This is a genomic window from Shimwellia pseudoproteus (assembly GCF_016415625.1).
Taxonomy (GTDB): Bacteria; Pseudomonadota; Gammaproteobacteria; order Enterobacterales; family Enterobacteriaceae; genus Shimwellia; species Shimwellia pseudoproteus.
Window position 1 is genome coordinate 1 of sequence record NZ_WBXP01000021.1, and the last position, 20,941, is coordinate 20,941.

Annotated in this window: 18 protein-coding genes and 1 pseudogene; 12 read left to right on the top strand and 7 right to left on the bottom strand. The window is 52.8% G+C overall.

All coding sequences use genetic code 11. The features are described from left to right. Positions 1-671: 671 nt before the first annotated feature. Entirely contained in the window at positions 672-1,259 is a 588-nt protein-coding gene (locus F9C28_RS10940) for a tyrosine-type DNA invertase (protein WP_199015348.1), read from the bottom strand. A 1,334-nt stretch (positions 1,260-2,593) separates the two neighbouring features. On the opposite strand from F9C28_RS10940, the gene F9C28_RS10945 reads away from it, so the two are divergent. After that, positions 2,594-2,830 carry a hypothetical protein gene (locus tag F9C28_RS10945; protein WP_199015349.1) on the top strand — a complete coding sequence of 79 codons (237 nt, stop codon included), beginning with the start codon at positions 2,594-2,596 and terminating at the stop codon, positions 2,828-2,830. 142 nt (positions 2,831-2,972) lie between these two features. Here the strand turns inward: F9C28_RS10945 and F9C28_RS10950 are convergent, their stop codons facing one another. Continuing rightward, positions 2,973-3,860, bottom strand: a complete 888-nt coding sequence (locus tag F9C28_RS10950) for an SDR family oxidoreductase (RefSeq protein WP_199015350.1) — start codon at positions 3,858-3,860, stop codon at positions 2,973-2,975. A gap of 102 nt (positions 3,861-3,962) precedes the next feature. On the opposite strand from F9C28_RS10950, the gene F9C28_RS10955 reads away from it, so the two are divergent. Beyond that, positions 3,963-4,796 carry a helix-turn-helix transcriptional regulator gene (locus F9C28_RS10955; protein WP_199015351.1) on the top strand — a complete coding sequence of 278 codons (834 nt, stop codon included), beginning with the start codon at positions 3,963-3,965 and terminating at the stop codon, positions 4,794-4,796. Here the strand turns inward: F9C28_RS10955 and F9C28_RS10960 are convergent. Beyond that, positions 4,793-5,455: a TetR family transcriptional regulator gene (locus F9C28_RS10960; protein WP_199015352.1), complete on the bottom strand. Its 663-nt coding sequence runs from the start codon at positions 5,453-5,455 to the stop codon at positions 4,793-4,795. The two genes, F9C28_RS10955 and F9C28_RS10960, sit on opposite strands and share 4 nt — an antisense overlap. A gap of 128 nt (positions 5,456-5,583) precedes the next feature. Between F9C28_RS10960 and F9C28_RS10965 the strand changes: the two genes are divergently transcribed. Then, positions 5,584-6,243 (top strand): O-methyltransferase, encoded by a 660-nt coding sequence (locus F9C28_RS10965; RefSeq protein ID WP_199015353.1) that lies wholly within the window; start codon positions 5,584-5,586, stop codon positions 6,241-6,243. A 79-nt stretch (positions 6,244-6,322) separates the two neighbouring features. Here F9C28_RS10965 and yecR read toward each other — a convergent pair whose 3' ends face one another. The 3 genes from yecR to icd all read right to left on the bottom strand — a co-directional run bounded on the left by yecR (position 6,323) and on the right by icd (position 10,736). Beyond that, positions 6,323-6,625, bottom strand: a complete 303-nt coding sequence (gene yecR, locus F9C28_RS10970; RefSeq protein WP_233149030.1) for a YecR family lipoprotein — start codon at positions 6,623-6,625, stop codon at positions 6,323-6,325. A gap of 477 nt (positions 6,626-7,102) precedes the next feature. Further along, positions 7,103-8,479 carry an autotransporter-associated beta strand repeat-containing protein gene (locus tag F9C28_RS10975; protein ID WP_199015355.1) on the bottom strand — a complete coding sequence of 459 codons (1,377 nt, stop codon included), beginning with the start codon at positions 8,477-8,479 and terminating at the stop codon, positions 7,103-7,105. Positions 8,480-9,485: 1,006 nt separating this feature from the next. Next, entirely contained in the window at positions 9,486-10,736 is a 1,251-nt protein-coding gene (gene icd, locus F9C28_RS10980) for an NADP-dependent isocitrate dehydrogenase (RefSeq protein ID WP_199015356.1), read from the bottom strand. Positions 10,737-11,132: 396 nt separating this feature from the next. On the opposite strand from icd, the pseudogene rluE reads away from it, so the two are divergent. From rluE to F9C28_RS11025, 9 genes and pseudogenes are all read left to right on the top strand, one after another. Next, a pseudogene (rluE, locus tag F9C28_RS10985) lies at positions 11,133-11,778 on the top strand (23S rRNA pseudouridine(2457) synthase RluE). Next, complete coding sequence (locus F9C28_RS10990; protein ID WP_199015357.1) at positions 11,775-12,110, top strand: lysozyme inhibitor LprI family protein; 336 nt, start codon at positions 11,775-11,777, stop codon at positions 12,108-12,110. Before rluE ends, F9C28_RS10990 begins: the two are co-directional and overlap by 4 nt. Before the next feature lie 12 nt (positions 12,111-12,122). Beyond that, positions 12,123-12,581: an NUDIX domain-containing protein gene (locus tag F9C28_RS10995; protein WP_199015358.1), complete on the top strand. Its 459-nt coding sequence runs from the start codon at positions 12,123-12,125 to the stop codon at positions 12,579-12,581. Positions 12,582-12,637: 56 nt separating this feature from the next. Then, positions 12,638-13,747 (top strand): tRNA 2-thiouridine(34) synthase MnmA, encoded by a 1,110-nt coding sequence (gene mnmA, locus F9C28_RS11000; protein ID WP_199015359.1) that lies wholly within the window; start codon positions 12,638-12,640, stop codon positions 13,745-13,747. A 29-nt stretch (positions 13,748-13,776) separates the two neighbouring features. Continuing rightward, on the top strand, positions 13,777-14,406 hold the full coding sequence (gene hflD / locus F9C28_RS11005; protein ID WP_199015360.1) for a high frequency lysogenization protein HflD: 630 nt from the start codon (positions 13,777-13,779) through the stop codon (positions 14,404-14,406). Between the two features lie 20 nt (positions 14,407-14,426). Then, positions 14,427-15,797: an adenylosuccinate lyase gene (gene purB / locus F9C28_RS11010; RefSeq protein ID WP_199015361.1), complete on the top strand. Its 1,371-nt coding sequence runs from the start codon at positions 14,427-14,429 to the stop codon at positions 15,795-15,797. A 130-nt stretch (positions 15,798-15,927) separates the two neighbouring features. Further along, entirely contained in the window at positions 15,928-16,602 is a 675-nt protein-coding gene (gene phoP / locus F9C28_RS11015) for a two-component system response regulator PhoP (RefSeq protein WP_199015362.1), read from the top strand. After that, the gene (gene phoQ, locus F9C28_RS11020) at positions 16,599-18,074 is read left to right on the top strand and encodes a two-component system sensor histidine kinase PhoQ (RefSeq protein ID WP_199015363.1); all 1,476 of its coding nucleotides are present in this window, start codon (positions 16,599-16,601) and stop codon (positions 18,072-18,074) included. Before phoP ends, phoQ begins: the two co-directional genes overlap by 4 nt. Positions 18,075-18,151: 77 nt before the next feature. Beyond that, the gene (locus F9C28_RS11025) at positions 18,152-19,273 is read left to right on the top strand and encodes a ribosomal protein uL16 3-hydroxylase (protein ID WP_199015364.1); all 1,122 of its coding nucleotides are present in this window, start codon (positions 18,152-18,154) and stop codon (positions 19,271-19,273) included. 76 nt (positions 19,274-19,349) lie between these two features. Here F9C28_RS11025 and pepT read toward each other — a convergent pair whose 3' ends face one another. Beyond that, entirely contained in the window at positions 19,350-20,573 is a 1,224-nt protein-coding gene (gene pepT / locus F9C28_RS11030; RefSeq protein ID WP_199015365.1) for a peptidase T, read from the bottom strand. Positions 20,574-20,941 lie beyond the last annotated feature (368 nt).

Below are 20,941 nucleotides of genomic sequence, written 5' to 3' on the forward strand. Positions count from 1 at the left end.
TGACGAAAGCAGGTATGCCTGAAAGTGTGCGTATTGCCTGAAAACACAACCCGCTACGGGGGAGACTTACCCGAAATCTGATTTATTCAACAAAGCCGGCCAGCACTTCTTTAGCAGTAAGAAAACGACGTTTATTCACAACGATGACTCCAATTAGTTGAGGGATACAGGTAATTACCCTTACAGTTAAAAGGGAATTAATAAATTAACCCGCAATGTTAAAGGTGTATTATATGAAGGTAATTAATAGTAAATTGACGGACATATGACTTTTACACACTGGAGGGATTGTACTACGCGACAATTCTTATTCTCATTGATTTTGCCCATAACCACAAGCGCGGTCACACCCGACATTGCGCCAGGTGCATAATACATCAGAGTAAATAATTATTTATTGCCTGGTAATCAATCAAAAAATAAATAACCCATTATTATAAAACAACCAATAACAACAATAACACTGGGTGTATTTATCATACTGTGCGGGGAAATAAATACTGACAAGATATTGATACGGTTAGCCAATATATTATGCCGTCATGGGGCATATCGCGTGCTGCCAACACCGTCCCTGGTGTCGGTATTTACCCTCCCCTGCGCGCCCGGAATAGGGTGCCCTATGATAATACTGTCCGGCATTATTACTCAGGCAGCGGCCCGGCGGCGCATCACAGCCCGGGGCGGGGGCTATCCCATATACCGTAAAACCGCCCGGCATTACTGGCGGTATACCATACAGTATGGCGGATATTACGGTGGCCAAGGTAATCCTGGATCAGCCGTGTATCAATGCCCATATTTGCCAGGGCGAAGCCACAAGAATGGCGCAGCATATGCGGATGGATTTCCAGCGGTAACCCGGCGCTGTCTCCGCAACTGGAAATTATCTGGTAGAACTGTTGGCGCGATAGCGGATTGCCTTTACGGGACAAAAATATCCACTCACTGTCAGCATCCGGGTAGGCCGCCCGTTCGCTTAACCGGGCATTTAGCGCCCGCACCTCCTTCGGCAACAGTGGGTGAGTGGTTGAAAAGCCTTTCTTGAGGCGATGGATGTAAATGCATTTTGCCCGTAAATCAATGTCGGAAATACGTAACCGACATATCTCGCTGGCCCGAAATCCATGAATAAAACACAGCAGTGTCAGACAATAATTTCTGGCAGCATAGGGGCCGCTGTTGGCGGCACCGAGGAGTAACTCTATTTCGTTTTGAGTCAGAAAATTTCTTTTTTTGATTTCTGTATTACTTTTCATTTTTATCATCTTCCATTTCAGGCGGCATATAGCGTTGAGTCAACCGCGCGACGCCTTTCACTCCATTAAGTTCCATTGCAACATCGAAAGCTATGCCAAAGAATACTCATCTACTCCTCTGATAGAAAATGGATGCCCACGTGATTGGTTATCAGGCTAAAAGCAAATCCAGCTGCTACCTCCCTATTCAGCACATACCCTTGATGCTAAAAATAATGAGCTACGGCGTAGCGTCACCGCACTTGAAATATAAAAAATAATAATAAAGTCACCTATCCGGCACACCCTATCATCAGCCGCTAAAAATACGGTTGACGGGGTAATACGATAAAAACAGATACAGCGACGAACGGCGTTGTGCAAATGCACATATATAATGACGTAATCGATCACTCACTTATGCTATTACACATGATGTATGCGCGCGCACTGTTATTGATGACAGTGTCTATTTGCGTTGTTGTTTTGCGCAGTTGTTGGCTATTTGGCTTACACGATCCTATTTAGAATAGTTATGATAAAAAGCGGGCTACTGTCGTGAATATGATCGACCAATGATTAAATGTCAAGCAATTTTATTAAACGAGTCGGTAACAAAAAATATCATCCGCAGTGAGTTACCCCTCTATAGTTTGCGGATTAATTAAATAATCAACACACCGGAATCACTGGCGCTTTATTAAATTTTGATGATGTCATATAAAAAATTTTAACAAGATTATCGCGTTATCCTGACTCTTGCGGCATGTTACCTATTACTGATAATAATCACACCGATAAATAAATCGTCGTTTCCTTACCATTTCACTAAATTATCATTTTTTATCGAATCAATGGCGTATCAGGCACGGTATTCTCTGGCAACCATCACCGCGACGGGCATACGCCGGAATGAAGTGCCAGCACCATGACCGCTCGAATGTGGATCGGTGGTGAGGTAAATCACACTATTTAACACCGTACTGCCCGGCTTTTTTCAGGTTAATCCCTTTATGTCTGAGATAATTACCAAAATACACCGCTCAAAATGTCCATCAGATTAATTCATTATCCCGTACACTCTTCATCGGTAACACTTATGGTTACTTCTCAACCCCTTTTTGCCGGGAGGCCCCACCTCCCGGTTTTTTTAACCCCCGCCTGCCCCAGGACTATTGCCGGAAAACCGTAACGTTGAGTTACCATATCAATTTAAATATCATCGCGAGTGCAACGCGCAACTTTCTTCCGGCGCGATAAGGCGCTCACCCCCGGCAGGAAACAGAGGGCTGACACCAAAAACCACAGGGTATGGCCGGTGTGCCAATAAATAATTGACATGCGTGACTAATGATATGACAACGAAAAATCTTTTTAGTAGCGTTACGGCCAGGTTTTATCCACCGGATCAATTACATCCTGATGATGCTATTGAAATATCCGCTGGCGTGGAGGATTTTTTGCGGGAAGCAATATTGTGGGGGGCAAATACCTTTACGGTTGCGCGGGACAGTGCATCTGTAAGCTATCCCCCGGAACTGGATAACTATGTTAGCCGCTATCATGCGCCGACCCACTACCCTGAAAAATAGGTCATTCAGTGGCGCATTATTGTCAGCAACACTGAAAGCTGCCGCGATAATTAGCCCGGGACCGGTAACCGGTGGTGTAAAGCAATATATCCATCACACATGTAGATGACAGCAATATAACCCGGTCCCGCTAACCGGCGGATTATTCGATATTTATCTTACCCAAATCCTCAAGTAACCCGGGGCCCGTTGGGGTCCAGCCAAGCTGCAAACGCGTCCAGGCGCCTGATGCGGTGAGGTCTTTATCCGCGAAGAATGCGAACCAGCCAAAGTGTGCCGGGGACTGACTGGCGGTGAGCGATACCTGTGGTAGCCCGAGCCTCTCACTCACTATTTGGGCTATCTCACGCATCGCAATCCCCTCTTGCGCCACGGCATGGTAGCGTTTGCCCTTTTCCCCCCGGGTAAGCGCCAGAACATAGAGCGTCGCCACATCCGTCACGTGGGCCGCAGGCCAGCGGTTATTCCCGGCGCCAATATACGCCACTATGCCTTTCTGGCGAGCTATCTCGATATAGGGGGTAATCAGCCCCTGACGTACCGTATCGTGAACTTGCGGCAAACGCACGAACCGCACGTCGACACCTTCATCAAGCCATTTATCGCCTTCCAGCTCAGAGAGAACCCGCGGGTTAGTGAGATCGGCACTAAAACCGTCTTCTGTGGCTGGCTGGCCGTTTCCTCTCTCCCCCATGGCGGTACCGGACGTAATAAGCAAGGGGCGGTGGCTCCCCTTCAGGGCATCACCGAGTACGCGGATCACCTGGCGGTCTTTCTCACAGTTGGCGGCAAAATGGCTGAAATCATGGTCAAACGCGGTATGGATCACCGCATCAGACTGGGCGGCACCATCACGCAATGTTTCAGGTTGATCAAGGGTCCCGCGGTAAACCCCGGCCCCCATGGCCTGGAGTGCCCGGGCACTGGTATCGGAACGGGCAAGCCCGAGCACCTGGTGGCCCGCAGCAATTAATTCAGGGACGATACGGGAACCAATAAACCCCGTTGCTCCGGTTAAAAACACACGCATAATGACCTCTCATCTGGTTGGCGCTCTCGTTCAGATGAGTGTAATCCGGGGTGTATACTATAAAAGTAGTGAATTTATCATGGTATAAAACTTAACAGGAAAATGATGACCACTGGCAACCCCCTTGGGGATTTTTTACGTCACCGCCGAATGAAATTAGATCCCGTCTCGTTCGGTTTTACCACCGGCAGGCGGCGCACGCCGGGGCTGCGCCGGGAAGAGGTGGCCCAGCTCGCCAATATAAGCCCAACCTGGTATACATGGCTGGAGCAAGGACGGGGTGGTGCCCCCTCCCGGGAGGTATTAAGCCGAATAGCCAGCGGCCTGATGCTGACCGAACCAGAGCGGGAGCACCTGTTTCTGCTGGCCTTCGGCCACCCACCGGAACGGCACTACCGGGGTACCGGCACTATCACGCCGCGTTTACAGGGCGTGCTGGATGCGCTGCCCTATAGCCCGGCGATTATAAAAACCGCCCTGTGGGACGTGATAGCCTGGAACCGTGCCGCCACCGTAATACTGGCAGACTACGAGCAACTTGCCCCCCGCCAGCGTAATGTGTTACGCCTGCTGTTCACCGATCCTCAGGCCAGGACGGTTCAGGAAGACTGGCAGCGCATCGCGCAATTTGTGGTCAATGCCTTTCGGGCCGATGTTGCCCGGATGGGCGGGTCCAGTGACGCCATGGCGCTGGTCGATGAGTTATCCCTGGCAAGCGAGGAGTTTGCCGCTTTCTGGCAAAACAATGATGTTACCCACCACAGTGAAGGGGTTAAACGGCTGCGCCACCCGGCGCTGGGGCTTATCGAGCTGGCGTTCTCCACCTTTTCGCTGGATGGCCGCCCCGATCTGCAACTGCTGATATTCAACCCGGCAACACCGGAAAGCCAACTGGCGATCCAGCACTATCTGGCAGAAACACAATCCCCGTCTTAGCCCCCGCACTGGCGCGGCGGCTGGCCATCGTTCGCCTGGGCCTCCTTTAGCCAGGCGATCAGCATATCGGCTATCGAATCAGAAAAAATACGCACCTCAGCGTCACTGTGCGGCTGGGTCGAATAGCGGGTACCAACGGCGCTTAATGTAGTGGTGAGTAATTCACTGGCGACGCGGCGGCGCGCCGGCCCCGCCTGGGGTAACACCTCTGCAATAAAGCGCGCATAAATCATATCCCCTTGGGCCCCGATCGCCTGCGCCTCCGGCGCGTCACGGTAGAGCGGCGCGGCATCATGGAGGGCCTGGCGTAGTTTTGCTTCCTCACATTCAGAGCGGATAAATACCTGCACCAGCGTGCGCAGCCGCGCCAGTGGCGGGACCGTGTTATTCCCCAGGATACCCGTCAATAGGGTTAAGGTCTGCTGCCATTCATCGTGCTGCAAGCGAAACAGAATCGCGGCTTTATTGGGGAAATACTGATACACCGACCCTATGCTCACCCCCGCCTTTTCTGCCACCCGCGCGGTAGTGAAACGCGCCACGCCCTCTTTTTCCAGAACCTGAACAGCCGCCTGGAGAATGGCCGCCACCAGCACGGCTGATCGCGCCTGTTTCGGCTGTTTTCTGGATGAAATCAGTGGGTTAATTTTTGATGACATAGGGCGCCCTTTGCTGGCCGGAATGCGAATAGTGAATACCGCTTATTGGCCGTATTCTTTAAAAAAGTGACGAATCAGTCGCATTTTAGGCATCCCATGTCGCCCATTCAACTTTTGAAGGATTTACTATGTCGAACACCCTGACATCCGCCCCGCTGGCGGCGCTATTAGATAAGCTTTTTCAGCAGGCAAACCACGCGGCGAACACCACGACTGTGATGATATCCAGTGCCGATCAAGAGCGCATGATGACCAGCAAAACGGAATACCGTGCGCTGTATGGCCAGCTTAAAAACCTCTGGTTACCGGTCACCCGTGAAACCGGCACGCTGCTCTATATGCTGGCCCGCAGCCTGCGCGCCCGGAATATTATTGAATTCGGCACCTCATTCGGCATTTCTGCGCTGCACCTTGCGGCGGCGTTGCAGGATAATGGCGGCGGCCGATTGATCACCAGTGAATTCGAGCCGCAAAAAGTGGCCAAAGCCCGTGAACATATTCAGGCGGCCGGGCTGAGTTCCCGGGTGGAAATTCGTGAAGGGGATGCTTTACAAACCCTGGCGGACAATCTTCCGCAGACCATTGATCTGGTCTTACTCGATGGCGCTAAGTCACTGTATTGCGATATTCTGGCGCTGCTGGAACCACGGTTACGCCCCGGGGCGCTGATCGTTGCCGATAATGCCGATTACGCCGCAGACTATCTGGACTATGTGCGCAATCCGCAGCATGGTTATTTATCCGTGCCCGTTGCTGAGGATGTTGAATTAACGTTTCGTCTTGGCTGAAATACCGCGCCCCCTTGCCGGGGGCCGTGAGGTAACCGGGTTACCGGATATAAAAAGGGCCGCCGGGGTGCCAGCGCGATCAGTGCTGTGCAGCAGGGCCGCCAGTGCACTGATATTCAACCGTCACATTGGTGACCTGGCAGCCCCCGGCAGTGTCGGTTTCCTGGCAGGTTTGGGTCTGGCCGCCAAATGCCTCTGCTCCGGTATAGCCCCAGGTTTTGCATTTCGCCGCCGCCTGGATTGCGCCATTGTTCAAATCGACCACCGGTTTCTCAAAGGCACCAAAGGTATATCCCATACGCACCGTTCCATCCGCTTTACTGCCGCCGATGGGGGCCATCTCTTTTTTTGTCGCGCAGCCCGCCAGGGCGAATAAGCACATTGCTAAACACGCCTTCTGTTTCATTTCCACGTTGCTTTACCTATTCAATATTCTGCCTGGCAAAGAAACTAACAAAAGAGGGTTGGGGTGTCATCATGGAGTGGGCGGGGAAATAGTTATTACTCTGATTGGTATTATCATCACAACCGCAGACCGCCTGGTGACGAAATAGCCATAACAACACAAATGTTATTGCGGGTGATATATCACCCAGTAAAGATAAACCTGTTCAGGATGAAAATGTTAAGCCCGGTATTATAGCGACGGGATGGCAATAATATCCCGGCAGGAAAACAGTGATAACACCCTGACGCATTATGTGCCGGATAAAAAAGGAATAGAGAGGATTTTACCATGGGACAGCGAGTTGCTCCTCAGTGAGCTGGAAAAACGCACTCACTGCATACGCAGGGCCATAATCAGAACCACTGAAACCTTGCCAATATCTTCTGACATTAAACCACCAGCCACTCATTTTCACGAATATGTAGGGTCAAGCTGCAGGGTCCCTTCCTGCACGCTGGTGCCGCCGGTATAGGTATTCACCCCGGTGAGCAGGAGGGTACCGGCGCCGGTTTTGCTTAAGGCGCCGTCACCGGAAATAATACTGTTCAGGGTATTATTAAAGCCATTGGTATCAACCACCCCACCTCCACTGCCGAGGATAAATGCGTCCGTGCTGATATCTGCCACCCGGCCATAACGCAAGGTACTCCGGTTATCCAGAGTCAGTGAGGTTAATAATGAATTATCGGTCATGGTCCAGATACTGTCTGGCCCGTCGATACGCAGGTTCAGTGTGCTGGCAGAGAAAGAAGGGCTGTCAGAGTAAATGGTTCTTCCGGTAAACAGGCTGCCGTTCGCCATCGACAAATCTATCAGACCGTGGTCAGACGCAATCAGGTTACCCTCTATGTTATATACACCAGAGGTAGCGACATCGTTCACATAATCCCAGGAGCGGATGATCCCACCAGAATGAGCAAGGGCGGCCGCGGCGCCGTTGGCGGTCAGCGTGATATCGCCCCCGAGATTGATAATCGCAGAGCGGGGGGCACCCGAAATCAGTGTTCCCGCCCGGGCATATAATGCCCGTAGAGGGCCACTGACCTCTACAGTGGCATTATTCAGGGAAATAGTAGCGCCCCCATCTGCAACCACCCCATAGCCTAAAGACTGAATAGTACTGTTACCATTTAGTTCCACGATAGCCCGCCCTTGACTGCCTGAGTTATATTTCCCAGCAAAAACCGCATAATAACCGGAACTTGTCACAGGAGACATTGTTTGTATATTGGCATTACCATTGACAACAACACTATTAACGGCACCAGTGCTATCTGCCGTATATACAGAGATACCGTTACCGACTCTCCCAATATTTATACTGGCATTATTATTAATCACAACTGTAGAGCCGGAACTCGGATTTAACCTTATACCATCTGCAAATGTAGAACTACTACCTGAACTGAGTGGCTGATCAGTATGGACTGTAAAATCATCCATTATTATCGACCCACCTACAAGGCCTGACAAGATACCATGAGCACCAGCACCTGTTGTCGATATAAATAAATCATGGAATTTATAATTTCCTCCATCCAGGTAAATCCCAAAGCCGCTCAGTGGATTACCAGTCCGCCCAGGATCAGTAGTAGTTACACGGACCTCATCGTAATTAGTGTAATCCTGATTATCTCCGTTGAGGTTATCGGATGTGAAATTGTTTAACGTATTCGATACTGAAAGCACGTTATCAGCCCACACCGGCAGTGATAAGCTCCCCACCATTAATGCCATAGAGATACACAATGCTACATTTGGAAGTCTGGGTGCCTTTTTCTTATTCATGGTAACCTCCTTACTGCTTTCATCATATTGCGTTCAGAACACGACGAAAAACAGCGACAGCCTGGCTCATCTAAAAATAAGTTTCACACCTCAAAAATAAGGCCACAAAACAATCAAAAAAATACTCCAACACATAACCTAACAACAGTCATGTTTATGCTGATGTGAAAACCTCTGTAACCAGTTAAGATACCGACTGGTTTTACAATAATATTTTCATCGTATTTTAATGCTGTCAATGTCAAAAAACGCTCGAATCGACAATATACAATCATACTACAGCCAGCCTCCTTAATAATCCTATAGCCCATATCATTTGTATAAAAAAGATAAGAGAAAAAGTCCATAACAATAGCAGGTAAAAAAACACAGCACGCATTAACCAGGATTATTATGACAATTAAGATAATTGATACTCATGAGCAGTACACTCCCAAAAGAAAACAGCATAAAAAATCAAAAAACATTATGGCACCAATACCTTCACAGCAGCCATCCCGGAGAGAGCGCCAGGATAAACGCTTCGCGTCTTTTTGTTTATGATGTGCTTTACCACCTATCTTTAGCCCGGTTCTGCCGGGCATTTTTCACCCCAACCTAAAAGCCAGAAATTAAAACCATCCTTCCGCTTATCAATATAGGAGAATTGATACAACCTCAGTCATGCACTGAATTAAAATAATTTCACCGAGTTACATTATTTTTATAAAACTCCTATTTCACAGGAAATAAAAAAAGGGTGGATATGTCGGAAATATCTACCCCGAATAGTAGACTAACATTATTATAAGAACGAACCCCAAAGAAATATAATCGATAGTTAATTTACTGGATGAACATTTAGAGCTGTACTGTTATTAAAGTGATAAGAAGCCACTACGCCACTGGCCCAGCAGTCCACCCAGTTTTGGGGTGAGGTTTTGGGGATAGTTTTGGGGAGGAGATTTTACCGGTGAAAAAAACGGGAACCCGAAGGCTCCCGTATTATGAAAATCAGCCGGGCTGATTACATGTTCGCGATAATCGCGTCGCCAAACTCGCTGGAACTCAGCAGTTTAGCGCCTTCCATCAGACGTTCGAAATCGTAAGTCACGGTTTTGGCCGCAATAGCGCCTTCCATGCCTTTAACGATAAGGTCTGCGGCTTCGAACCACTGCATATGGCGCAGCATCATCTCAGCGGACAGGATGATGGAGCCCGGGTTCACTTTGTTCTGGCCTGCGTATTTCGGTGCGGTACCGTGGGTGGCTTCAAACAGTGCGCATTCGTCACCGATGTTAGCACCCGGTGCAATACCGATACCGCCCACCTGGGCTGCCAGGGCGTCAGAAATGTAGTCGCCGTTCAGGTTCATACAGGCGATAACATCATATTCTGCCGGGCGCAGCAGGATCTGCTGCAGGAACGCATCGGCAATCACATCTTTAACGATGATATCTTTGCCGGTGTTCGGGTTCTTGATCTTCATCCACGGGCCGCCGTCCAGCAGCTCTGCGCCGAACTCTTCACGCGCCAGCTGATAGCCCCAATCTTTAAAGGCACCTTCGGTGAATTTCATGATGTTGCCTTTGTGTACCAGGGTCAGTGAATCGCGATCGTTGGTGATAGCGTATTCAATGGCCGCACGTACCAGGCGTTTGGTGCCCTCTTCAGAGCACGGTTTGATACCGATACCGCAATGCTCAGGGAAGCGGATTTTCTTCACGCCCATTTCTTCACGCAGGAAGTTAATCACTTTTTCCGCGTCGGCACTGTCGGCTTTCCATTCAATACCGGCATAAATATCTTCGGAGTTTTCACGGAAGATAACCATATCGGTCAGTTCAGGGTGTTTCAGCGGGCTTGGCGTGCCCTGGTAGTAACGTACCGGGCGCAGGCAAACGTACAGATCCAGTTCCTGGCGCAGCGCAACGTTCAGAGAGCGAATACCGCCGCCGACCGGGGTGGTCAGCGGGCCTTTGATAGCCACGCGATAGTCGCGGATCAGATCCAGGGTTTCCTGGGGCAGCCACACATCCGGGCCGTACAGCTCGGTCGATTTTTCACCGGTATAGATTTCCATCCAGGAAATTTTCCGCTCGCCTTTATAGGCTTTCTCAACGGCGGCATTGACAACTTTCAGCATCGGCGGCGTAACATCCACCCCAATACCGTCACCCTCGATATAAGGAATTACGGGGTTATGCGGCACGTGCAGCTTGCCGTCTTGCAGGGTGATTTTCTGACCTTCCGCCGGAACAACTACTTTGCTTTCCATTCACCTCTCCTTCGAGCGCTTCTGGTTTATTACTGATTTTTTGTTAATGATTTGTAATTAGCGTGTCAATACTACCGGATTGTTGCCCACCGCGCCAGACACGATTACCACCAATTTGCGTAATGGGCTGGACAAAGCCTTTTACCTGCACTACGCACAGATACCACCCGCCGTCGCGACCCTATCCCGGCGCTAACCCGTTAACACAAAAAGAGATCTGCGGACAAACAACCCAAGTAAATATCCCCACAGAAAACCATAAAATTTGCCCGCGCGCCACAAAACCTGGCGACAACCCCGGTTAACATTTCCTGCGATCGCGTCCTCGCCGGGCAATAACCCTTCAGTGGGTGGTTGTGTTACCCTTATTACAGGACAGTTGACCAGAAACCCGTTATGCACAGCCAGATAAAAAAGCCCCATTCGCCACACCAGAAACGTAAAGCGTCCACCCGTGGCGCTGCCCGGCCCGCGCCCAGGCGCCGCCCTACTGGCCCCACCCGGGTGGTACTGTTTAATAAACCGTTTGATGTGTTGCCGCAGTTCACTGATGAGCAAGGCCGCAGCACCCTGAAAGACTATATCCCGGTGAGTGATGTTTACGCCGCCGGGCGGCTCGATCGCGACAGCGAAGGGTTACTGGTGCTCACCAATGACGGCGAACTACAGGCGCGCTTAACCCAGCCCGGTAAGCGCACCGGCAAAATCTACTTTGTCCAGGTTGAAGGTGTTCCCGATGAGCAGGCGCTGAACGCACTGCGCACCGGCGTCACCCTCAACGATGGCCCCACCCTGCCCGCCGGTATCGAACAGGTGGCAGAGCCTGCCTGGTTATGGCCACGCCAGCCCCCCGATCCGGGAACGTAAATCAATTCCCACCAGTTGGCTGAAGATTACCCTCTATGAGGGCCGTAATCGTCAGGTCCGCAGGATGACAGCCCACGTGGGTTTCCCTACCCTGCGGCTTATCCGCTATGCCCTTGGGGACTGGGATCTTACCGGTCTGGCCAACGGCGAATGGCGTGAGGTCTCTGAAAAATGAAAATACTGGCCGTTATTACCCCCCTGTTGTGTGCCGTCAGCGTGCCAGTTATGGCCGCCAGCTTTGACTGCACCCGGGCCCGGCAGCCCGACGAGCTGGCCATTTGCCATGATCGCACCCTCAACGATAAAGATGTCGAAATGGCCACCACCTACCGGCTGTTAAAAGGGCTGTTCGCCATGGGGGCCAGGGGGAGCATGCAGGATCAGCAGCAACAGTGGCTGGCCCAGCGCCGCCAGTGCGGCAGCGATGTTCAGTGCCTACACCAGCGTTATGACCAGCGCCTGCAACAGCTCACTGCAATTTACGACAACATTAACAAGCCGCTATAGCCCGGAGGACGTATGTTTAAACCTCATGTCACCGTCGCCTGTGTAGTCCAGGCCGGGGGGAAATTTCTGGTGGTTGAAGAGACCGTTAACGGGAAAGCCACCTGGAACCAGCCTGCCGGACACCTCGAGGCGGACGAAACCCTGATTGATGCCGCCAGTCGCGAGCTGTGGGAGGAAACCGGGATCCGCGCGGTTCCCCAGCAGTTTATCCGCATGCACCAGTGGATCGCCCCGGACAGCACCCCTTTTTTACGCTTCCTGTTTGCCATTGATCTTGACCACCAGCTGCCCACCACACCGCACGACAGCGATATTGATCGCTGCCTGTGGCTGGCGCCGCGCACCACCCTTGAAGCCGACAACCTGCGCTCTCCGCTGGTGGCTGAAAGTATTAAATGTTACCTGGGATCGCCGCGTTACCCGCTGGAAGTCCTGGGGGCATTTAACTGGCCTTTTACAAAGGGTGCCTAACGTGACGTCACGTGCTAGAATATGCCGCCCTGAAGTTCAATGTCGTGAGTATCTCCATGTCTGATAACAGCCAAAAAAAAGTAATCGTCGGAATGTCCGGCGGTGTTGACTCCTCTGTTTCTGCCTACCTGTTGCAACAACAGGGTTATAAGGTCGAGGGCCTGTTCATGAAGAACTGGGAAGAGGACGATGGCGAGGAATACTGCACCGCGGCGGCTGACTTAGCCGATGCCCAGGCGGTTTGCGATAAGCTGGGCATTGAACTGCACACCGTCAACTTTGCCGCAGAATACTGGGACAATGTGTTTGAATTGTTCCTGGCAGAATACAAAGCCGGCCGGACACCAAACCCGGATATTCTGTGCAATAAAGAGATAAAATTTAAAGCCTTCCTGGAATTTGCCGCGGAAGACCTGGGGGCGGACTATATCGCCACCGGTCACTACGTGCGCCGCCAGGATACAGAGGGCACTACCCGCTTACTGCGCGGCCTGGACAGTAATAAAGATCAAAGTTACTTCCTGTATACCCTCAGCCACGAGCAAGTCGCCCAGAGCCTGTTCCCGGTGGGTGAGCTGGAAAAACCCGAGGTGCGCCGCATTGCCGAACAGCTGGATCTGGCTACCGCGAAGAAAAAAGACTCTACCGGGATCTGCTTTATTGGTGAGCGTAAATTCCGCGAGTTCCTGGGCCGCTACCTGCCCGCGCAGCCGGGCAAAATCGTCACCGTTGACGGGGACGACATCGGCCAGCACCAGGGGTTGATGTACCACACCCTCGGCCAGCGTAAAGGTCTGGGGATCGGCGGCACCAAAGACGGTAGCGAAGATCCGTGGTACGTGGTCGATAAAGACCTTGAAAACAATATCCTGGTGGTTGCTCAGGGGCACGAACATCCGCGCCTGATGTCGGTGGGCCTGGTGGCCCAGCAGCTGCATTGGGTTTCCCGTGAGCCGCTGACCCAGCCACTGCGCTGCACCGTGAAGACCCGTTACCGCCAGGAAGATATCCCCTGTAGCGTGACGCCGCTTGATGACCAACGTATTGAAGTACGTTTTGATTCCCCGGTTGCCGCGGTGACACCCGGCCAGTCCGCTGTCTTTTATGACGGTGAAGTGTGCCTCGGGGGAGGTATTATCGAGCAGCGTCTCCCGCTGCCCTGCTGATACGCACCGCACACAAAACAGGAGTTTTCGTGGCAAAAAATTATTACGACATCACCCTGGCGCTGGCGGGTATCTGCCAGTCCGCCAGACTGGTTCAGCAGCTGGCGCATCAGGGACACTGCGACACGGATGCCCTGCACACCATGCTGAACAGCGTTATTGATTTAAACCCAGCCTCGACCCTCGGGGTGTATGGTGGCCGCGAAGCACATTTACGCACCGGGCTGGAGACCCTGCTCGGCGTACTGAACGCCGGCCAGCGCCAGGGGATCAACGCCGAATTAACCCGCTATACCCTAAGCCTGATGGTGCTGGAGCGTAAGCTCTCCGCCAGTAAAGGCGCGCTCGATACCCTGGGCCAGCGTATTGCCGGCCTGCAGCGCCAGCTGGACCATTTTGATCTGGAGTCCGACACGCTGCTCAACGCCATGGCGGGTATTTATGTTGATGTCATAAGCCCGCTCGGGCCGCGCATCCAGGTTACCGGCTCGCCTGCGGTCCTGCAAAGCCCACAGGTACAGGCGAAAGTCCGGGCGACATTGCTCGCCGGGATCCGTTCCGCCGTCTTGTGGCATCAGTCAGGCGGTGGCCGCCTGCAACTTATGTTTTCCCGTGGCCGCCTGACATCCCAGGCCAAACAAATTCTTGCACACTGTTAACCTCTCAGGAGTCTTGACTTATGGAATTATCCTCACTGACCGCCGTTTCCCCTATTGATGGACGCTACGGCGATAAAGTCAGCGCGCTGCGCGACATTTTCAGCGAGTTCGGTTTGCTGAAATTTCGCGTGCAGGTAGAAGTACGCTGGCTGCAAAAACTGGCCGCGCACGCAGCGATCAGGGAAGTTCCTGCTTTTGATCGGGACGCAATCGGTTTCCTTGATCAAATCGTCGCGCAATTCAGTGTCGAAGATGCCGCCAGGATCAAAACCATCGAACGCACCACCAACCACGACGTGAAAGCCGTGGAGTATTTCCTGAAAGAAAAAGTGGCCCAGATCCCGGCTCTGCACGCGGTGTCCGAATTTATTCACTTCGCCTGCACCTCAGAGGACATCAACAACCTGTCCCATGCCCTGATGCTGCAAACTGCCCGTCAGCAGGTTATCCTGCCGCAGTGGCGCACGATTATCGACGCCATCAAAGATCTGGCCAACCAGTACCGCGATATTCCGTTACTCTCCCGCACCCACGGTCAGCCGGCAACGCCGTCCACCATGGGTAAAGAGATGGCCAATGTGGCTTACCGCATGGAGCGCCAGTACCGCCAGTTGGAAAACGTCGAGATCCTCGGCAAAATCAACGGTGCGGTCGGCAACTACAACGCCCACATGGTCGCCTACCCGGAAGTGGACTGGCATGCATTCAGTGAGTCCTTTGTGACCTCTCTGGGGATCAGCTGGAACCCGTACACCACCCAGATCGAGCCCCACGACTATATTGCCGAACTGTTTGACTGTGTGGCCCGCTTTAACACCATCCTGATTGATTTCGACCGTGACGTATGGGGCTATATTGCGCTGGGTCACTTCAAACAGAAGACCGTGGCCGGTGAAATTGGCTCCTCCACCATGCCCCATAAAGTTAACCCGATTGACTTCGAAAACTCCGAAGGCAACCTCGGGCTGTCCAATGCGGTACTGCAACATCTGGCCAGCAAACTGCCGGTATCCCGCTGGCAGCGTGATCTGACTGACTCCACCGTACTGCGTAACCTCGGGGTGGGGGTTGGTTATGCGCTGATCGCCTACCAGTCGACCCTGAAAGGTGTCGGCAAACTGGAGGTAAACCGCGATCATCTGCTGGATGAACTGGATCATAACTGGGAAGTACTGGCCGAGCCTATCCAGACCGTGATGCGCCGTTACGGTATCGAGAAGCCTTACGAGAAGCTCAAAGAGCTGACCCGCGGCAAACGGGTAGACGCACAGGGCATGAAAGACTTCATTGATAGCCTTGAACTGCCGGACGCAGAGAAAACCCGTCTCAAAGCCATGACCCCGGCAAACTATCTGGGCAGTGCTATTCAGCTGGTTGATGCGCTGAAATAACCGCCACTGGCTGGCCACCGTCTGGTGGTCAGCCGCGGATGCCCTTTTTTTATCGTTTACCGATTGTTTATCCCTCTGCCACAATAATTCGCGTTAAACTTAGGAAATTATTGAATCAGGAGGATCTACCATGCGCGTATTAGTTGTAGAAGATAATGCTCTGCTGCGCCATCACCTGCAGGTACAACTACGTGAGCTCGGCCATCAGGTTGACGCCGCAGAAGATGCGAAAGAAGCCGATTATTTTCTCAATGAGCATGTGCCCGACGTCGCTATTGTCGATCTTGGCCTGCCTGATGAAGACGGGATGTCGATGATCCGCCGCTGGCGGAGTCACAGTATTACCCTGCCTATTCTGGTGCTTACCGCCCGGGAAGGCTGGCAGGATAAAGTCGAAGTGCTGGGTTCCGGTGCCGATGATTATGTGACAAAACCGTTTCATCTCGAAGAAGTGGTCGCCCGGATGCAGGCCTTACTGCGCCGCAGCAGTGGCTTGGCCTCTCAGGTGATAACCATGCCGCCTTTCCAGATTGATCTCTCCCGCCGGGAGCTGTCAATTAACGACGTGCCCATCAAACTGACCGCCTTTGAATATACCATCATCGAAACGCTGATCCGTAACACCGGTAAAGTGGTCAGCAAAGATTCGCTGATGCTGCAACTCTATCCCGATGCGGAGTTACGGGAAAGCCACACCATTGATGTCTTAATGGGTCGGCTGCGTAAAAAAATTCAGGCTCAATTCCCCAATGATGTGATAACCACCGTACGCGGCCAGGGATATCGTTTCGATTTACAGCCATGAATCGTCTGTTCCGTCATATTTTCCCTCTCTCGCTGCGGGTGCGCTTTTTACTGGCAACCGCCGCGGTGGTTATGGTGCTGTCGCTGGCCTATGGCGTGGTGGCGCTGCTGGGCTACAGCGCCAGTTTTGACAAGACCACGTTTCGCTTATTGCGCGGCGAGAGCAATCTGTTTTACACCCTTGCCCGCTGGCAGGATGGCAAAATCACCCTCGATGTTCCCGAACATCTTGACCTGCAAAGCCCTACCCTGACCTTTATTTATGATGAACACGGCACGCTGCTGTGGTCACAGCGCCAGGTCCCGTGGCTGGAAAAACAGATCAAACCGGAATGGCTGAAGTCCAACGGCTTTCATGAGCTGGAAGCCAGCTATGCGTCGTCGCGTATTTTGATCGGCAATAACAGCGATTTTCAGCGCAAACTCCGCGATATTCAGGACGATGACGGCGACGATGACGACGACGATGAGCTCACCCACTCCATTGCGGTAAACCGTTATCCGGCCACCAAAATGATGCCCGCCCTTATCCTGGTGGTGGTGGATAAAATTCCCATCGAAATCAAACGCTCTTACATGGTGTGGAGCTGGTTTATCTATGTGTTGCTCGCCAACTTGCTTTTAGTGGTGCCGCTGTTGTGGCTGGCCGCCTGGTGGAGCCTGCGCCCGATTGAGGCCCTGGCCCGGGAGGTACGAGAGCTGGAAGAACATAACCGCGACAGCCTCAACCCTCAGACCACCCGCGAGCTGACCAGCCTGGTACGCAACCTTAACCGGCTACTAAAAAGCGAGCGCGAGCGTTATGACAAATACCGCACCACCCTGACGGATCTCACCCACAGCCTGAAAACCCCGCTGGCGGTACTGCAAAGTACCCTGCGTGCGCTGCGCACCGATAAACTGACCGTTCAGCAGGCGGAGCCCGCCATGCTGGAGCAGATCAGCCGTATCTCTCAGCAGATAGGCTATTACCTGCACCGGGCCAGTATGCGCAGCGGCAGCGCGCTGCTCAGCCGGGAGCTGCATCCGGTGGCCCCGTTACTGGATAAGCTCACCTCGGCCCTGAACAAGGTGTACCAGAATAAAGGGGTGTCCATTACCCTGGATATTTCGCCGGAAATCACCTTTATGGGTGAACAAAATGACTTTATGGAAGTGCTGGGCAATGTGCTGGATAACGCCTGCAAATATTGCCTTGAATTTGTGGAGATTTCCGCCCGCCAGCATGAAGAGACCCTGCATTTAATTGTCGAAGATGATGGCCCGGGGATCCCGGAAGGTAAACGCAGCCTGGTATTTGATCGCGGCCAGCGGGCTGATACCCTGCGCCCGGGGCAAGGGGTGGGGTTATCCGTCGCCCGGGAGATAGTCGAACAGTATGACGGGTATATTCTGCCCAGTGACAGCGCCCTCGGCGGGGCCAGAATGGAGATAATTTTTGGCCGCCAGAATGCCCCCGGTGAAGATAATTAGCGGAAAAGCCTGCAGCGATCATGCAGAAAAAAACCGATCCGTTATAATCCCGGACAGGTACTCAGCCGGATGACAACATGGATTATCACGTAGATCTCAATCAAGCCGACTTTATCCAGCGTTACTGGCAAAAACGGCCAGTGGTGCTAAAGCGCGGCTTTAAGCAGTTTATTGACCCTATCTCTCCTGATGAGCTGGCGGGGCTGGCCATGGAAAGTGAGGTGGACAGCCGACTGGTCAGCCATCTTGACGGGAAATGGGAGGTCAAACACGGCCCCTTTGAAAGCTATGACCACATGGGGGAAACCAACTGGTCATTGCTGGTACAGGCGGTGAATCACTGGCACGAGCCGACCACCGGTCTGATGCACGCCTTTCGCTTTTTACCGGACTGGCGTACCGATGATCTGATGATCTCCTTCTCGGTGCCCGGCGGTGGCGTAGGGCCGCACCTGGATCAGTACGATGTGTTTATCATTCAGGGTACCGGCCGCCGTCGCTGGCGGGTGGGTGAAAAGCTGGCGCTTAAACAGCACTGCCCGCACCCGGATCTGCTGCAAGTCGATCCCTTCGAGGCAATCATCGACGAAGAGATGGAGCCCGGCGATATTTTGTATATTCCGCCAGGCTTCCCCCATGAAGGCTACGCGCTGGAAAACTCGCTTAACTATTCGGTCGGCTTCCGGGCACCCAACACCCGGGAACTGATCAGCGGATTTGCGGATTACGTTTTACAGCATGAGCTGGGGAACCAGTATTACAGCGATGCCGATCTCCCGGCGCGGACGCACCCGGCGGATATTCTGCCCGCCGAGCTGGAAAAGAACCGCGCCATGATGCTGGAACTGATCAGCCAGCCGGCGCAGTTTACTCAGTGGTTTGGTGAATTTATCTCCCAGTCGCGCCATGAGCTGGATATTTCCCCGCCGGAACCGCCCTATCAGCCCGATGAGATTTACGACGCCCTGAAACAGGGAGAGACCCTGATCCGGCTGGGTGGATTACGGGTGCTGCGCATCGGTAACGATATTTTCGTTAACGGTGAGCGCATCGACAGCCCCCATCGCCCGGCCCTGAGTGCCCTGGCCGAGCACATCAACCTCCATGAGGCAGATTTTGGCGATGCTATGGAAGATCCCAGTTTCCTCGCCATGCTGGCGGCCCTGGTAAACAGCGGGTACTGGTATTTTGCCGGCTAACCGCTTACCCGGAAATGTGACCAACGACAACGGGCCCCGCAGGGCCCGTTTATTTTTCCGGCGTTGCGATGACCGTTCAACGCTGCGCCGTCAGTTCGGCAATACGCACGATCACCTGTACCGCCTTCGCCATCCCTTCGAGGGTAATAAACTCATGTTTACCGTGGAAGTTATAGCCGCCGGTAAACAAATTCGGGCACGGCAGACCTTTAAAGGACAACTGCGCCCCATCGGTACCGCCGCGGATAGGCTTCATATCCGGCTCAATACCGCAGTCCAGCATTGACTGGCGCGCAATATCAATAATATGCGGATGGGCCATCACCTTATCGCGCATATTGTAATAACTGTCGTCGATCACCAGCTCAATATAACAATCCGGGTGCAGCCCTTTGCCGACCTTTTTGGCAATCTCCATCATGCGCCGCTTGCGGGTTTCAAACCCATCCCGCTCGAAGTCGCGAATGATGTAATGCATCTCCGCCCGGTCGACGCTGCCTTTGATGGCGGTCAGATGATAAAAACCCTGATAACCATCGGTTTTTTCGGGGGATTCGTCGGCGGGAACCTCGGCATGAATACGCGCCGCCAGAGAGAGCGCATTCACCATCACCCCTTTGGCTGTCCCCGGGTGAACATTGTTACCCACAATTTTGACCGTCACCGAGGCGGCATTGAAGTTTTCATACTCCAGCTCACCCACGCCGCCGCCATCCACGGTGTACGCCCATTCTGCCCCGAATGCCTCGACATCAAACCAGCTCGCCCCTTTGCCCACTTCTTCATCCGGGGTAAACGCCACGCGGATATCCCCGTGGGGAATATTCTGCTGTTTCAGGGTTGCCAGCGCGGTCATTATCTCGGCAATGCCGGACTTATCATCCGCCCCCAGCAGGGTTTTACCGTCGGTAGTGATCAGCGTCTGGCCCAGCAACTGGTGCAGGACCGGGAACATCACCGGTGACAGCACCTCATCGCCAATCCCCAGCGCAATGTCGCCGCCGCGGTAGTTTTCCACAATCTGTGGTTGTACGTGCTTGCCGCTAAAATCCGGTGCCGTATCAACGTGAGAAATAAAACCGATAACCGGCACCTTGCCGTCCACATTGGCGGGCAACGTCCCCATTACCGTTCCGTGTTCGCTGAGGGTCACATGGGTGAGTCCCATCTCTTCCATCTGGGTTTTCAGCAGGTTGAGTAACTTCCACTGCCCCTCCGTACTGGGGACCTGCTTAACACCAGGTCTGGACTGGGTGTCCAGCGAGACGTACTGTAAAAAACGCTCAAGTAATTTATCCATTTTGTCACCCTCTTCTGACGAACCAATATTATCAATAAGCCGGTCATGACAAATATTGCGTCAAGTCACTTTTAACCCGGCAAGGTCAAAAATAGTGCCCTCCCAACAATGCGTTGCTGTTTTTTCAGCCAATTTTACCCCCACCCGCGTTCGCGCCGGCAACCCGGTGCGGCACAACAGGCAACCTGGCGGCAACCCCCGGGATTTATTGCGCTAACAAAGACTATAGTCGCAAACCGCCGGCGGGATTTAATCTCGTGATTAGTGCCTCAGAGCATTGGCGATTCAGGTGGTTTGCCGTAGAATGCCAGCCCTTACTTAACCGAGTGTCAAACCCAAAGGTGGTTAACCACAAACCCCGCATCCGG